This is a genomic window from Candidatus Rokuibacteriota bacterium (assembly GCA_016188005.1).
Classification (GTDB): Bacteria; Methylomirabilota; Methylomirabilia; order Rokubacteriales; family CSP1-6; genus UBA12499.
Window position 1 is genome coordinate 1 of the sequence record JACPIQ010000138.1, and the last position, 14,441, is coordinate 14,441.

The window sequence follows — 14,441 nt, forward strand, 5'->3', positions numbered from 1 at the left end:
AGCCCTCATTGAACCACCCCCCGAGCCGCATCTCGTCCGGCGTGCCCTGAATTCGGAGGAGAAGATCCCCCCCGTCCCGGCTCACCTCCACCTCCTCCGGCCGCACGTCCGGCGCCACCAGCACCCGGTCGAGGTTGGGCAACTGCCAGTCACGATCACTCACGGTGTCCTGCCCGCTGCCCCGGCCGAAGAGATACGTGTCATCGCCGAAGCCGCCGTCCAGCGTGTCGTCGCCGGGCCCGCCGTCGAGGGTGTCGTTGCCGCCGCCGCCCCCGAGGGCGTCGGCATCCGCCCCGCCCTGAAGCGTGTCGTCGCCCCCATCGCCCTGGAGCAGATCGGCCCCCGCATCCCCGGCCAGCGTGTCATTGCCCTCGCGGCCGTAGAGCTGGTCATTGCCGGCCAGCCCACTGATCGCGTCCGCCCCGCCGTAGCCGATCAGCGTGTCGTCCCCCGCCGTCCCCTGCACCACCATCTGCTTCAGCCTCTCCACGTCCCAGATCGTCCCGTCCGCCAGGAACTCCACGCGCTGCACCTCGTAGTCCGACCCGAACCCCTCGTTGAACCACCCCCCGAGCCGCGCCTCGTCCGTCGTCCCGGTGATCCGCAGCACCAGGTCGCCGGTGTTCACGTCCCGGCTCACGCTGACTTCGGTGGGCAGGACATCTGCGGCCACCAGCACGCGGTCCGTGTCGACCACCTGCCAGTCGTGATCGTTCACCGTGTCCTGCCCGCTGCCGCGGCCGAAGAGGTAGGTGTCGTCGCCAAAGCCGCCGTCGAGCCAGTCGTTCCCCGGCCCGCCGTCGAGCACGTCGTTGCCAGCCCCGCCGTCCAGGATGTCGCCATCAACCCCGCCCAGGAGCCTGTCGTCTTCCCCGTCCCCGTAGAGGTGGTCCGCCCCCGCTCCCCCCTCCAGCCGATCCCCCTCGCTGCCGCCAAAGAGCCAGTCGTTTCCCGCGCCGCCGACCAGCACATCCTCGTGCGCGCCCCCGAGGAGGGTGTCATCCCCGGCCTCCCCGTAGAGCGTGTCCTTGCCGCCGTCGCCCGTCAGGCTATCGTCCGCGTCGCCGCCCCGCAGGGCATCAGCCCCGGTCGTGCCCGCCAGGGAGTCGGCTGCCGCCGTCCCCTCGAGGACGCTCTTCCCTGACGAGTCCATGAACCAGCGATACTCCTCACTTTGCGCCGCCAGGCTCTCGCGGAAGGCCCAGTAGCCCAGCCTGCCTTCGGCCTGGAGCCCCCGGATCGTGCGCGCGAACTCGCCCAGATCTGCCTGCCCCGCCACGGGGTCCGCGGTGAGACGACTCTGGAGCTCCGCCTGCACCGCCGCGAGGTCGCCCTGCACCTGCTGGGTGGCCTCGTCCCACGCGAACGTGATCAGGCCGTACAGGCTCTCGAGATGGCTCTGCGCCATGAGCTGGCTGTAGACCATCTCGAGTACGCCCGCGTAGGCCTCCTCCAGCGATCCCACCCCGAACCGGTTAGGGTCCGTCGCCCCACCCGGGCCCACGAATCGGTCCCCGAAGAACCCTTCCAACACCGCCAGCTTGCGCGCATCCCAGTACGGGCCCCGGCTCGCGGGGTCGATGCTCTCCGTGCCCGTCCACTTGAAGACAAGCTGCTCCAGGGTCACCGCGCGCTGGGCAGGGTCCGTCTGGGCCACGAAGGTCTCCACGAGGGCCCTGAGCCCCCCGCTCGTGTCCCGGACCATCGCCTGGTGCAGGTCGTAGAGGTTGCCGAAGCCCTGCACGTCCGGGAGGAGGGCTACGTCCGGAGGAACGTCGAGATACTCGACGGCCAGCGACAGCATCCTGTCGGTCTGGAGGAGATAGTCACCCATCTGCCCCGTGGACCCGTCTGCCCGCGTGAAGCTGCCGAGAGACAGCTGCGTGTTGCCCTGGGCGTCGGTGACATCGGTGGCCGTGAACCCCGTGTTGAGAGCCGTGATGCCGGCGTCCGCCAGCCCCACGAGCTCGGCGCTCCGGCTCACGCCGTCTCCATCGATGTCCCGCCAGACCCTGAGGCTCGTCCATGCCGCGTCGCTCGCGTCGACCCTCCCGTCGGCGTTGGCGTCCAGGTCCCCCAGCGCGGCGAATCCGTTCGGGGCGCGCGAGCCGTCCTGCAGCTGCGTCTGGTCCCCGAACAGCTCACTTCCGTCGTTGATGCGGCCATCGCCACTCCGGTCCCACACGAGCAGGCCGTCGTCCGCCCCCACCCATCCGCTCTGCTCGCCGAAGCCGTTGCGATCATGGTCGAAGGAGCTCCCTGCGGCCGCGGGCCGGGTCTCTATCCCGTCGCCATCCAGATCGAGCACGAGGGGGTCGACGACCGCCACGCTCTGGGCCCTGGCGAAGTGCGCGCGATAGTTCGCCGCCGCGTGAGAGTTGAGCAGAAAGGCCGGCCCGCACATCCAGGACCGGTGCTGGAGCCCGCACTCGAGGAGCTGGAGCACCGCGGGCAGGGTTGTCACCCGCTCGGTGGTCCCCGCGTGCCAAAAGAGGTTCCCGAAAGGATCCGTCGTCGCCACGTAGTTGGTGATGTCGTAGGAGCCGTCGGGGTCCGCGCCGATCTTGGGAAAGAGGAACAGCGCCCCCGGGGCGCCGAAGGTCACCGCGGAGGAGAGGGGGTTCTGCCCCACCATCAGCTGGGCCAGGACGCCCCCCAGGGAGTGCCCCGTGAACGTGATCGGCGCCCCCGCGGTCCCATAGGCCGCCACGACCTGCGCATAGAAGTCCACCGCGACGGAAAACTGGGCCGGAACCTCCCCTCTCACGATGGCTGCAACGGCCCGATGATCGCCCCGGTCCGAGGGCTGCGTCCCCCGGAATGCGATCACGATGTCGCCGGCTGCGTTTTGATAGGCGGCGCCGTAGAAACCGGTCTCTGTCCGGGGTGGATCGAGCAGCAGCCGGGTCCACCCGTCCGGGGCTCCAGCATCCCGGTACACGTCAGCGCTCAACGCCGCGTACTGATCCACGGTTACCATGCCCGGTCTCCCATGAGATGTGGTGGTCCTTGCGCCGTCAGTCCCGATACGCGCCCAGTTCCCAGATGGTGACGACACTCCCCCCAGCGGAGGCGAGGTGGCGCCCGGCAGGACTGAGCGCGAGCGAGAAGATGAGATCTCCATGCCCCTTGAGCGTCTCGATGGATCTACCGGCGGCGACATCCCAGATCTTGATGGTTCTGTCCTGGCTCGCCGAGAAGAGATACTTGCCACCTCGACCGTAGCGCACCGCCTCGACACTCGCGGTGTGGCCAGCCAACTCCCGGCGCAGCGTACCGGTGCGAGGTTCCCAGATGCGTATGGAATCTTCCTTCTTCTTTCGCTCGGTTTCCGCCGTCACATCGTCGAGTCGCTTCCGAATGGTGCCACTCGCTGAAGACGCCAGGGATTTCCCGTCAGGGGCGTAGGCCAGAGACTTGACAACCCCCGAATGCGCAGCCATCGTCCTGAGGAGACTGCCCGTCGGGCCATCCCAGATTCGAATGTTGCCCTGGACGTCCCCCCCAGCGATGGTGCGTCCGTCCGGGCTGCTGGCCAGCGGCCGCGCGGTCACGAAGAGTGGGATGGGGAGTGTTCGGATGGTGCCCCCCGTCTTCACGTCATAGATGAGCACGGCACCCTGGTAGGCGGCGACGAGCTGCGCGCCGTCGGGATTGAACGCCACGGCGGCGACATCCATCGAACCGGTGGTCGGGTGCATGGGGCCGCGCAGCGAGCGGACGAGGGCAGCCGTCTTAGCTTCCCAGATGTCCACGCTCACGTGATCCTTCGTGCGGGCCACGAAACCCCGGCCGGCCGCCAGGAACCGCCCGTCGGGGCTGTAGGCCAGAGCCTGCACGGAGCCGGGCCGATCCGTGAGGGTCCGAACGAGCCGGCCGGTCGCGGGATCCCAGATGCTGACGGTCAGGTCGAGAATGCCCCCGGTGGCCACCTGGGTCCCGTCAGGGCTCCAGGCCACCGAGAACACGGCGTGCGGGTGCTTGAGCGTGTGGACGATGCGGCCACGGGGCGGGGCGCTTCCCGGAAGCGGTGCGTCGGATCCGGCCGCCGCCGCCCGCCGCGCCACGACGGAGGTCAGCGCGCCCGCGTCGAGCATGCCGCCCGTCCACAGCAGCGCCGCCACCATCAGCATGGCCAGCGCCGCCTCGGCCCCGTGCCTCCACCCGACCTGCGCTCTCGCTGTCATCTCGGTGCTCCTCGCGTGAGTGGTCGTCTGGCCCATCACGCGGGCATGCTACGAGCGCGCGCGCGACAGCGTCAATGTCCAATGTTCGATACGGACGAGAAGGGGCGAGAAGTTCGCGAGACCAGTGCGCGGATCGCGGCAGCGCTGGAGCGCACAGATGACTGGGACCGGGGGCGCGCGCCGTGCTAGCCTCTGCGAAGCGGACTGCCGATGGCAGACTTCCTCCGGCTCAGTGACGCACCGGCACCTCACCACCGACCGATGCGCGGCGTTCGTCCCCTCGGCCTCGTCGCCCTGCTCCTGTTCGCGGCCGCGGCCTTCACGCCCCTGGCCAGCTGGCTCAATGCCTGGATGGCCGGCGTGGCCAGGCTGGAACCGGCGGACGCCATCGTGGTCTTGGGCCGCGGCGGCGCCGACACGGACGGCGTCCTGACCAACCGATCGCTCCGGCGCGTGCTCCACGGGGTCGCCCTGCACCAGCAGGCGCTCGCTCCGTGGCTGGTCCTCTCCGGCTCTGCGGAGGAAATCCAGGCGCGGGCGACCCTGGCGCAGGGGCTGGGAGTCCCCGCCGCCGCGATCCTCCGCGCGGGGCTGGCGCACACCACGCGGGAGGAGGCGGACCGGCTCGGCCGGCTCCTGCTCCCGCGCGGCAGTCGGCGCATCCTCCTCGTCGCCGATCCCATCGACATGCCGCGGGCACGGGGAGCGATGGAGCGGGCTGGCTTCACCGTGCTGCCGGCCCCCACCGCGGCCAGCGGCCCGTCGCAGCCCGAGGCGCGGCTGGGCCTCCTGCGCGACATCGTCATCGAGCTGGCCGGCTGGACCTACTACCGTCTCACGGGCACCCTCTGACGCCGGGTCCCATGCACTCCCTCGCCCTCGTCATCCTCGTCTGTCTGACCTCCGTGGGCGCCTACCTCGTGGGAACGCGGGTCGCCGGCCTGCGCCGGGTCCACCTGAAGGAGGCGACCGCCGAGGCCCTGGAGTGCCTCGGGCTCGCCGTGGCCTTCCTGGTGGGAAACCTGGCCGTGGGGATCGTGCTGATCTTCGGCCTGCGCACCCTCACCGGCCGGTTCATCTCGGTCTACGTCGTCGACGACGCCACCCTCGCCGTCCTGTCGCTGCTTCAGGCCCTCGTCGTCCAGCGCTGGCGCGGGCGCTCGCGGTAGCCCGGCGCCGCCTGGCCGCCGTCGCTGCCGGATCGCCCGTCAAGCGGGGTGCTGGCGGCACGGCAGACCGGACGCCCCGGCGCATGGGCGCGCGCGCCGGGTCAGACGATCTTCTCGTAGACGCCGGGCGGGATCAGCCGGTAGACGGGAATCGGCTCGGAGACGTTCTTGAAGCGCTTCTCGCCGAGGCTCTCCAGCACGAAGTGGGCGCGGATGCGCTCGGCCGTGGCAGGGCCGACCACGATCTCGCCGCCCGTCGCGGAGGCGGCGAGCCGCGCGGCGACGTTGGTGACGGGGCCCGAGGCCGTGAAGGTCCAGCGCTGGGCGCCCGCGCCGCCGAGCTTCGTCGCGCCCACGAGCGCCTCCCCGGTGTTGAGCCCCATGTGCAGCTCGATGGGCTGGAGCCGGCCGCGATGCGCCTCGTTCAGCTCGAGCGTGCGCTGGCGGATGGCGAAGGCGGCGCGCGTGGCGTTGAGGGCGTGGTCCCAGGCGCGTCCGGCGCGGTCGCCCTGCGGGGCGCGCTGGAAGATCACCATCAGCCCGTCGCCGGCCGTCTCGTTCACGTCCCCGTGGTGCGCCCGGATGATCTCGAGGAACGAGGAGAAGTACGTCTGGACCACCTGGTTGAGGGCGCGAGGGTCGAGCTGCTCGGACAGCTTCGTGTAGCCGGCGATGTCGAGGAAGAGCACCGAGACCTCCTCGGTCCGCTTCTCGAGCTCCGTGGCGTTGGGATCGCGCTCCAGCAGCGCCTTCACCGCGTCGGGCACGAACTTGGACAGCTCCCCCTTGAGCTGCTCCAGCAGCTCCACCTGGCGGCGCGAGGCCTGGAGGCTCTCGAGGGTCGTCGCCAGCTCCGCGTTGCGCGCCGCCAGCTCGTCGCGCGCGCGCGCCAGGTGTTCGGTCATCTCGTTGAGTGCGCCGCCCAGCACGCCGATCTCGTCGCGGGAGGCAACGGCCACACGGGCGCCGAAGTCGCCCTCGCCGATCCGCCGCGCCACCGCAGCGACGCGCTGGATCGGCTTGACCACCACCTGCCGCATGACGATGGCCAGCACGCCGCCGGCTGCGACGATGGTCAGCACCGCGACGAGGATCTGGCGGTTGCGCTGGGCGCGCACCGCGGCGAACACCGGCTCCATGGAGGTCGCGACACGCACGACGGCTCGCACCGTGTGGTCGCTGCCGTGACAGCCCTGGCACTTCGCCTGGTTGATGACCGGCCGGTGCAGCGTGAAGAGCGGCACGCCGTCCTGGTACTCGACGGTCTCCTGGGTCGCGAGCGTCTGGAGCGCCCGCTGGAAGAGCGGCCCCGTCATCGTCCGCCCGGGCTCGCGGCGCATGCGCTTGATGCTCTCGAACACCTCCTTCGGCAGCCCCGCGTTGCGCTCCACCTCCTCGAGCGTCGCCAGGTCCGTGAAGGCCTCGACGCCGTTCCGGCGGTAGATGTCAAGCCCCTCCACCGGCGAGGCGCCACGGAGCTCGGTGATCATGGCGCGGGTGACGTCGGGGCGCTCCTGGAGCATGGCGGCCTCGACGCTCGCGATGAGGGCGCCGGTCAGCCGGCGCGCGCCTGCCTTGCTCTGCTCGACGAGGAGGGCAGACTCCTGCTGGATGGTGAGGATCGTCGAGGCGCCGAAGCCGATGATGAGGACGGCGACGATGACGGCGGCGATCTTCGCGGTGAGCCGCGAGCGGATCACCCGCGGCTATCCGAGGAGCTCCGCGTACGCCGTCTCGTCGAATCCGACGATGAGAGTGCGCCCCTTCCGGAGTGTCGGCGCGCGGAGGTTGCCAGAAGGGCCGATCAGCAGGGCTGCGAGCGCGGCGGTGGGGGGCTTCTCCCTGCGGAGGTCCACGTGGACGACCTTCTTCCCCTTCGCCGCGTAGAGCTCGTCCACGTCCTTCAGCAGCGCGAGCGCCTGGGCGGGCCCGAGGCGCACCTTGCGCGCGTCCACCTGGGTGGCCGCCTCGATCCCGCGCTTCGCAAGGAACCCTTGCGTCCTCGCGCAGGTCTGTCAGCCGGGGCGGTGGTAGCTCCAGTCGATCCGCTTCACGGCACTCATCGCAGCAGGGCCTCGAAGCGGTCGGGCTTGGCCAGCTTGTCGGCGATGCGCGAGCAGTCGCCAGACTGCACGGACACGCTGCGGGTGATCAGCTCGAAGAGGGTGGCGGTCTCGAGCAGCGTCATCTGCCCGCCGGCGGCCGACTGGATCCTGGTGAGGCGCTCGAGAATCTGGGTGCGCGAATCCCCGTAGCAGGCGGCCGTGAGTCGCGTGACGATCTGGTAGACCTCGTTCTGCTGCCGGGCCTTGTCCTGGAGGTCCTCCACGAGCGCCCAGCCGCCCGCCACGACGCCGAGGACGACGACGCAGACCCACAGGTACGGCTTCCGCCAGATCGGGGCGCTCGCGACGCGCTGCCAGAGCGGCGGCGGCGCCGGCACCTTGGACGCGCGGCGCCCCGTCACCGTCTGTAGCATGCGCGTGGAGTGCGGGACGCGCACCGCCTCCTTCACGTCCTTCTTGATGCGGACGCGCTCCTGCTCCGCGACGGTAGCCGCCCCGCGCTGCCGGGAAGTGCCCGCCGCGAAGGTCGGCGCGCCGCACTGGTGACAGAACTGGGCCCCCGGGACGAGCTCGACGTCGCAGTGAAAGCATGGGTAGGGCATCGAGTGGAGCGTAACGGGCCGTGGGAGGGGTGTCAAGGACGGGGGTGGGGGCGACGCCGGCTCCGTCCTGCCACGAGGCACGCGGCGGGAACCGGTTGGCCCGCGCGGGCGCTACTTCGTCAGGCGGGGCCAGACCTCGCCCGCCAGCCGCTCCATGGTCTCCAGCACCTCGTCGCCCGAGCCGGCGCGGCAGTGGAAGATGACGTCGGTGGGGCCGAGGTCCAGCACCGGCTTGATCCGCTCCGCCACCTGGGCGGCCGTGCCCACGAAGACCCGGTCGGGATCCTCCTCGGTGGGGCGTCGCGTGGCGTCACCCCCGGGGCCGACCACGCGGATCCCGTACAGCACCGTCAGCGCGCAGTCGCCGGGCGCACGCCCGCAGGCCGCCACCTGCTCCCGGAGATAGCCGCAGAGCCCGCGCAGCTCGCCTGCCGGCACGCGGACGGCATGCCAGCCGTCGCCGAGACGGGCGGCGCGACGGATCGCCGGGCGGCTGTTGCCGCCCACCCAGATAGGCGGATGCGGCTTCTGGACGGGCTTCGGGAAGCAGCCCACCTCGGGGAAGCGGTAGAAGCGCCCCTCGAAGGAGGCGCGCTCCTCGGTCCAGAGCGCCTTGAAGATCCGGATCCACTCGTCGGCGACCGCTCCCCGGTGCTCGTAGGGCGGCGAGTCCAGCACGGCGAACTCCTCGGCCATCCAGCCCACGCCCACGCCCACGAAGAGCCGGCCGGCTGAGATCGCGTCCATGGTCGCGAGCATCTTGGCCGTCAGGACGGGGTTGCGGTATGGCAGCACCAGCACGCTGGGGCCCAGCCGGATGGTCTGCGTGCCGCCGGCCAGGAAGGCCAGCAGCGAGAGCGCCTCGAGGTAATCCCACTCTGGGGGCACGGCGAGCCGCCCCGTCGGGCTGTAGGGGTACGGCGACTCGACGCGGCGGGGGATCACCACGTGATCCGTCACCACCAGCGAGTCGTAGCCGAGCGCCTCGGCGCGCTGGGCCGTCTTGAGCGCGAAGGGACCGGTGGCCAGCTCCCCCCAGTTGTTCACCTGAAAGCCGAGCCTGACCATGGCCGCTCCTTGCCGGTACGGGGTGCCCGCCGCCGCGCCTCGAGGGGGCGCGCCCCGATGGTAGTCCGGCCCCACGCGTTGTCAACGCCGATTCCCGCGGGTCATCCTGCGCGCCGCCAGCCGGGCGAGACGGCCCCGGCGATGGCCTTGACGCCGTCCGGGGTGCTGCAGGCCCCCACGGGGTCAGCGCTTGAGCAGGTAGGTGACGTCGGTGATGACGGTGTTCCGCCGAAAGAGAAAGGCTCCCTTGATCAGGAGAGCGGTCTGATTGTGCAGGACATGCTGCCACCAGCGGCGCGGGAGGAACTCGGGCAGCACGATGGTGACCATCTGGTCGTCCCCCCGCGACTGGATCTGGTCGACATAGCTGGCGAGGGGACGCACGAGTGATCGGTACGGCGAGGTCAGGACCACCAGGGGCACGCCCAGTCCCCACGCGGCCCACTTCTCCTCGATCTTCGGGGTCCGGGCCGGGTCGGTCTCGACGTAGACGGCCCGGACCGCGGCCGACGGAGCGAGCGTCCGCGCGTACTGCACCGCCCGCACAACGCCCCGGTGGACGTCACCGATCGGAACCAGCACCGTGTGCTGGAAGGACGGGGGCCCTTCCAGCCCGTGGAGCGAGAGCTCGGCGGCAACCTCCTCGTAATGCCGGTGGACACCGATGAAGGCCGCCACCACGAGGGGGACGATGAGGACGACGATCCAGGCGCCCTCGGCGAACTTGGTCACCGCAAGTGTCAGGAGCACGATGCCGGTGACGACGGCCCCGACGCCGTTCACGGCGATGCGCCAGTGCCAGCCCCTGGCCCTCTGCCGCAGCCAGTGACGGACCATGCCGCTCTGCGAGAGCGTGAAGGAGGCGAAGACGCCGACAGCGTACAGCGGCAGGAGCGCATGCGTGTCGCCGCCAAAGGCCAGGACGAGGACCACGGCGAACCCGCTGAGGATCAGGATGCCGTTGGAGAAGACGAGCCGGTCCCCCTGGGTCGCGAACTGCCGGGGCATGAAGCGGTCCCGGGCGAGGAGGGATGACAGGCGCGGGAAGTCGGCATAGGAGGTATTGGCGGCGAGCAGCAGGATCAGCATGGTGGAGGCCTGAACGGCATAGTACGGCAGGCCCGCGCCGAAGACCCGGCGAGCGATCTTCGACACGACCGTCTCGTCCCCGCCCGGGACGATCCCGAAGTCGTAGGCGAGATAGGTGATGCCGAGGAACATGGCAATGGAGATGATGCCCAGCCAGGACATGACGATCTGGGCATTGCGGCCCTCGGGGGGCCGCAGCGCCGGCACGCCATTGGACACCGCCTCGACGCCCGTCAGGGCGGTGCACCCGGCGGCATACGCCCGCAAGAGGAGAAAGAGGCCGATCCCTTCGAGCCCCGGAGGATGGGGCTCGTAGGGCGCCTCCGGAAGCCAGTCGAGGGCCCCGGCGATGAGCCCGTAGCCGACCATGCCGAGGATGCTGATCACGAAGAAGTAGGTCGGCGCCGCGAACATCCGGCCCGATTCCCGGACCCCGCGGAGGTTCCCCAGGGTGATTCCGGCAATCGCCAGCACGCAGAGGATCACGCGGTGCCGGACGAGCGCCGGGACCGCCGAGGTCACTGCCGCAATGCCTGCCGCGACGGATACCGCCACCGTCAGCACGTAGTCGGTGAGCAGCGCCGCCGCCGCCACGAGCGCCGGCGGGATCCCGAGGTTGTCCTTGGCCACCAGGTAGGCGCCGCCGCCCTGCGGGTAGGCCGCCACCGTCTGGCGGTAGGAGACGACCACGACGGCCAGGAGCACGCCGATGCCGAGGCCGATCGGAAGCGAGTAGCTGAGCGCCGCGGTGCCCGCGAGGACGAGGACGATGAGGATCTCCTCCGTCGCGTAGGCCACCGACGACAGCGGGTCGGACGCGAAGACGGCGAGCGCCACCGCCTTGCCGAGCCGCTCGTGCTTCGCCTGGGCGAGGGGCATCGGCGAGCCCACCAGCCAGCGCTTCACCGGTCCGAGTCCCATGGCCTGCCCGACTGTACCCGCATTCCGTGCGGCTGGACCCGGGGACGCGGATTTTTACGGAATTTTTCCGCACCCGGGCTGCGTCTTGACGGCATCTTGACCCCGCCCCTGTCACCATGGGCCTGGGCATCCACAAGCGATGTACGAGGGGGCCGATGGCATGGTGACGAGAGCGCAGCCGCGGTGGGGCGGCCTCTATGCCCTCGTGTCGCTCGGGCTCGCGGTCCTCGGCGCGGCCGAGCTCTCGGCCGAGCCGGGCGCGCTCCGGACCGCGGTGGAATGCGGCGTCCTCCTGATCCTCTTCGGGAGCATGGCCTGGTGGGTGCATGCGAGCCGCGCCGCTCTCGACCAGGTCAACGGCTGCGACGGCACCTCGCTGGCGGTCATGGCCCGCGAGATCGCGGCGCCGCTCCCGCCTCTCGCTGGCGATTGTTCGCGGCCCGCAGGCCAGCGTGCGGCGTGCCCGGGACAGGCGCTGGGCGTTACACTGGGGGCTGTGAGCCAGACGGAGGCCCGACCCGCCCGCCGCGGCCGCGATGCGCCGGGCCTGCTCCAGGCCGGGTACCTGCAGGCGGCCGCCGCCGTGATCGCCGCCACTACGGTCTCCTGGCCGATGTTGCGAGTGTTCGACCTGACGGACATCGTCATGGTCTACCTCCTGGCCATCGTCGTCATCGCAGCCCGGTACGGCCGGGGCCCGTCGGTCTTCGCGGCGGTGGCGAGCGTGGGCGCCTTCGACTTCTTCTTCGTCCCGCCCTATCTCACCCTGGTCGTGGCCGACAGCCGGCACGTGCTGACCTTCGCCGTCATGCTGGTCGTCGGGCTCGTCATCAGCGGACTGACCGCGCGGGTCCGCCAGCAGACCGAGGCGGCGAGACAGCGTGAGCAGTGGACGGCGGCGCTGTACTCCATGAGCCGCGAGATGGCCCAGGCAGGGACCGTCGCGGATCTGGTCCGGATCGCGGCGCAGCACATCGAGGAGGTCTTCGACTCGGACGTCGCCGTCTTGCTGGCGGCTCCGGACGGGCGGCTCGAGGCCGATCCGGGCGACGGCGACCTTTCCGCCCGGGCGGCGGCCGCGCTGACCCGCTGGGCCTTCGAGCACGGCCGACCGGCAGGGTGCGGCACGACCCTGTCTCCGCAGGCTCCGGCCCTGTACGTGCCGCTCCTCGGGCATCGCAAGCCGCTCGGCGTGGTACGCCTCCGCCCCCGGCGCCCCGCCCTCCTGACCCTGTCCGAGCCGCACCGACAGATCGAGACCTTCGTGAACCAGACGGCGCTCGCCCTCGAGCGCGCCTGTCTCGCGGACGAGGCGCAGGACGCCCGGGTGCGGGCCGAGACGGAGCGGCTGCGCAATGCGCTGCTGACCTCGGTCTCCCACGACCTGCGCACGCCGCTCGCCGCGATCACCGGCGCGGCCACGACCATGCTGGAGGGCGACCCGCGGCTGGACCCGCGCGCGCGGCACGAGCTCCTGGAATCGGTCCGCGACGAGGCTGACCGGCTCAACCGCCTCGTCCAGAACCTCCTCGAGATGACGCGGCTGGAGGCGGGCGTGCTCGCCCTCCACCGGGACTGGCACCCGCTGGAGGAGATCGTGGGGGCCGCGCTCGGCAGGCTGACCCGGAACCTCGGCGCCCGGCGGGTCACCGTTGACCTGCCACGCGACCTCCCGCTCGTCGCCATCGACGACGTGCTCATCGAGCAGGTTCTCGTCAACTTGCTGGACAACGCCGTCAAGTACACCCCGGGAGACAGCGCCCTCCGGATCGTCGCCAGGGCCATCGAGGGAACGGTCACGGTGGAGGTCGCGGATTGCGGCCCGGGACTGCCCCCGGGCCAGGAGGATCGGGTGTTCGAGAAATTCTACCGCGGGGCGCGCAACGGCCGCGCCGGCGCCGGCCTCGGACTGGCGATCTGCCGGGGAGTCATCCAGGCCCACGGCGGCCGGATCTGGGCCGAGAGCCTTCCCCAGGGCGGCGCGGCGTTCCGCTTCACGCTTCCCCCGACGGAGACCCCGCCCGCCACGGTGTCGGCCGATGCCTGAGCCCGCCGTGGTGCTCATCGAGGACGAGCCGCAGATCCGGCGGTTCCTCCGCGTCACCCTGACGGGTCAGGGCTACCGGCTGTTCGAGGCGCCGACGGGAGCGGCCGGTCTCGTGGAAGTGGGCTCCCGTCAGCCCGACGTGGTCATCCTCGATCTCGGCCTGCCGGACATGGACGGCGTGGACGTGATCCGCCGTCTGCGCGAGTGGACACCGGTTCCCATCGTCGTGCTGTCGGCGCGCGGCCAGGAGCGCGACAAGGTGACGGCGCTCGACGCCGGCGCGGACGACTACGTGAGCAAGCCATTCGCCGCCGGCGAGCTCCTCGCTCGGATCCGGGTGGCCCTGCGCCACACCGCCGGCCTCTCGCACGAAGCGGACGAGTCCCCCTTCCAGGTGGGCGAGCTGGTGGTGGACCTCTTGCGCCGGCAGGTCTCGATCGGCGGCGCGGAGGTGCACCTCACCCCGATCGAGTACAAGCTCCTCACGACCCTCATTCGCCACGCCGGGAGGGTCGTCACCCACCCGCAGCTGCTTCGCGAGGTGTGGGGACCGGCGCACACGGATCAGGCGCACTACGTGCGGGTCTACATGGGCCATCTCCGGCACAAGCTCGAGACCGAGCCGGCTCGGCCGCGCTATCTGCTCACCGAGCCGGGCGTCGGCTACCGCCTGGCCGCCGACTGAACCCCGCCGTCACCGCGCTGCCCGCGGCGCACCGGTGACGGAGGCGAGCGCCGCGGCCGGCTACACGGCCTCGGCGATGGCCTGGACGCCGCCCGGATTGTCGAGGGAGGAGAGGTCGCCGGGCTCCTGGCCGAGGTGGGTCGCGCGGATCACTCTGCGCATGATCTTGGCGCTGCGGGTCTTGGGCAGCTCGCGGGCGAAGAGCACGCGCTCGGGCTTGATCGCCTTGCCGAGAGCGCCCACGACGCACTCGGTGAGCTCGCCGCGGAGAGCCTCCGAGGGCTCGAAGCCCGGCCGCAGCACGCAGAAGCACACTACCGTCTCGCCCTTCACCTGGTGAGGCACACCGACGGCAGCGGCCTCGTTCACCGCCGGATGCCCCACCAGCACCGACTCCACCTCGGCGGGGCCCACGCGCTTGCCGGCGATCTTGAGCGTGTCGTCGGAGCGGCCCTGGATGAACCAGGTACCGTCCCTGTCCACGTAGGCCCAGTCGCCGTGCACCCAGACGTCCTTCCAGCGTGACCAGTAGGTCTCGAGGTAGCGGTCGGGGTCCTTCCAGAAGCCCTGGGTCATGCCCGGCCAGGGCCGCGTGATCACCAGCTCG

Annotated in this window: 12 protein-coding genes; 4 read left to right on the plus strand and 8 right to left on the minus strand. The window is 71.1% G+C overall.

Features of this window, described 5'->3' with window-relative positions:
- Both HYV93_26125 and HYV93_26130 read right to left on the minus strand, forming a co-directional pair.
- On the minus strand, positions 1–2,980 hold a 2,980-nt coding region (locus tag HYV93_26125), incomplete at its 3' end, for a DUF2974 domain-containing protein (protein MBI2529453.1).
- Between the two features lie 37 nt (positions 2,981–3,017).
- Positions 3,018–4,187: a WD40 repeat domain-containing protein gene (locus HYV93_26130; protein MBI2529454.1), complete on the minus strand. Its 1,170-nt coding sequence runs from the start codon at positions 4,185–4,187 to the stop codon at positions 3,018–3,020.
- 261 nt (positions 4,188–4,448) lie between these two features.
- Here HYV93_26130 and HYV93_26135 point away from each other — a divergent pair, with 261 nt between their 5' ends.
- Both HYV93_26135 and HYV93_26140 read left to right on the plus strand, forming a co-directional pair.
- Entirely contained in the window at positions 4,449–5,039 is a 591-nt protein-coding gene (locus HYV93_26135; GenBank protein ID MBI2529455.1) for a YdcF family protein, read from the plus strand.
- 11 nt (positions 5,040–5,050) lie between these two features.
- Positions 5,051–5,356 carry a hypothetical protein gene (locus tag HYV93_26140; GenBank protein ID MBI2529456.1) on the plus strand — a complete coding sequence of 102 codons (306 nt, stop codon included), beginning with the start codon at positions 5,051–5,053 and terminating at the stop codon, positions 5,354–5,356.
- Positions 5,357–5,457: 101 nt separating this feature from the next.
- Here the strand turns inward: HYV93_26140 and HYV93_26145 are convergent, their stop codons facing one another.
- From HYV93_26145 to HYV93_26165, 5 genes are all read right to left on the minus strand, one after another.
- The gene (locus tag HYV93_26145) at positions 5,458–7,056 is read right to left on the minus strand and encodes a HAMP domain-containing protein (GenBank protein ID MBI2529457.1); all 1,599 of its coding nucleotides are present in this window, start codon (positions 7,054–7,056) and stop codon (positions 5,458–5,460) included.
- Between the two features lie 6 nt (positions 7,057–7,062).
- Entirely contained in the window at positions 7,063–7,311 is a 249-nt protein-coding gene (locus HYV93_26150; GenBank protein MBI2529458.1) for a hypothetical protein, read from the minus strand.
- A gap of 104 nt (positions 7,312–7,415) precedes the next feature.
- The gene (locus tag HYV93_26155) at positions 7,416–8,024 is read right to left on the minus strand and encodes a zinc ribbon domain-containing protein (GenBank protein ID MBI2529459.1); all 609 of its coding nucleotides are present in this window, start codon (positions 8,022–8,024) and stop codon (positions 7,416–7,418) included.
- A 111-nt stretch (positions 8,025–8,135) separates the two neighbouring features.
- Complete coding sequence (locus HYV93_26160) at positions 8,136–9,092, minus strand: LLM class F420-dependent oxidoreductase (GenBank protein MBI2529460.1); 957 nt, start codon at positions 9,090–9,092, stop codon at positions 8,136–8,138.
- Positions 9,093–9,275: 183 nt separating this feature from the next.
- Positions 9,276–11,102, minus strand: coding sequence for an APC family permease (locus HYV93_26165; protein MBI2529461.1), 1,827 nt, complete (start codon positions 11,100–11,102; stop codon positions 9,276–9,278).
- Positions 11,103–11,262: 160 nt separating this feature from the next.
- Here HYV93_26165 and HYV93_26170 point away from each other — a divergent pair, with 160 nt between their 5' ends.
- Both HYV93_26170 and HYV93_26175 read left to right on the plus strand, forming a co-directional pair.
- Entirely contained in the window at positions 11,263–13,149 is a 1,887-nt protein-coding gene (locus HYV93_26170; GenBank protein ID MBI2529462.1) for a sensor histidine kinase KdpD, read from the plus strand.
- Positions 13,142–13,834 carry a response regulator gene (locus HYV93_26175; GenBank protein ID MBI2529463.1) on the plus strand — a complete coding sequence of 231 codons (693 nt, stop codon included), beginning with the start codon at positions 13,142–13,144 and terminating at the stop codon, positions 13,832–13,834. The genes HYV93_26170 and HYV93_26175 overlap by 8 nt, the downstream gene beginning before the upstream one ends.
- Positions 13,835–13,894: 60 nt before the next feature.
- On the opposite strand, the gene HYV93_26180 is transcribed toward HYV93_26175, so the two are convergent.
- The coding region (locus HYV93_26180; GenBank protein MBI2529464.1) for an AMP-binding protein at positions 13,895–14,441 on the minus strand (547 nt) is incomplete at its 5' end.

Coding starts and splice junctions, on each gene's coding strand:
- HYV93_26130 (MBI2529454.1), bottom strand. CDS start 4,187: ATGACAGCGAGAGCGCAGGTCGGGTGGAGGCACGGGGCCGAGGCGGCG.
- HYV93_26135 (MBI2529455.1), top strand. CDS start 4,449: ATGCGCGGCGTTCGTCCCCTCGGCCTCGTCGCCCTGCTCCTGTTCGCG.
- HYV93_26140 (MBI2529456.1), top strand. CDS start 5,051: ATGCACTCCCTCGCCCTCGTCATCCTCGTCTGTCTGACCTCCGTGGGC.
- HYV93_26155 (MBI2529459.1), bottom strand. CDS start 8,024: ATGCCCTACCCATGCTTTCACTGCGACGTCGAGCTCGTCCCGGGGGCC.
- HYV93_26160 (MBI2529460.1), bottom strand. CDS start 9,092: ATGGTCAGGCTCGGCTTTCAGGTGAACAACTGGGGGGAGCTGGCCACC.
- HYV93_26165 (MBI2529461.1), bottom strand. CDS start 11,102: ATGGGACTCGGACCGGTGAAGCGCTGGCTGGTGGGCTCGCCGATGCCC.
- HYV93_26170 (MBI2529462.1), top strand. CDS start 11,263: ATGGTGACGAGAGCGCAGCCGCGGTGGGGCGGCCTCTATGCCCTCGTG.
- HYV93_26175 (MBI2529463.1), top strand. CDS start 13,142: ATGCCTGAGCCCGCCGTGGTGCTCATCGAGGACGAGCCGCAGATCCGG.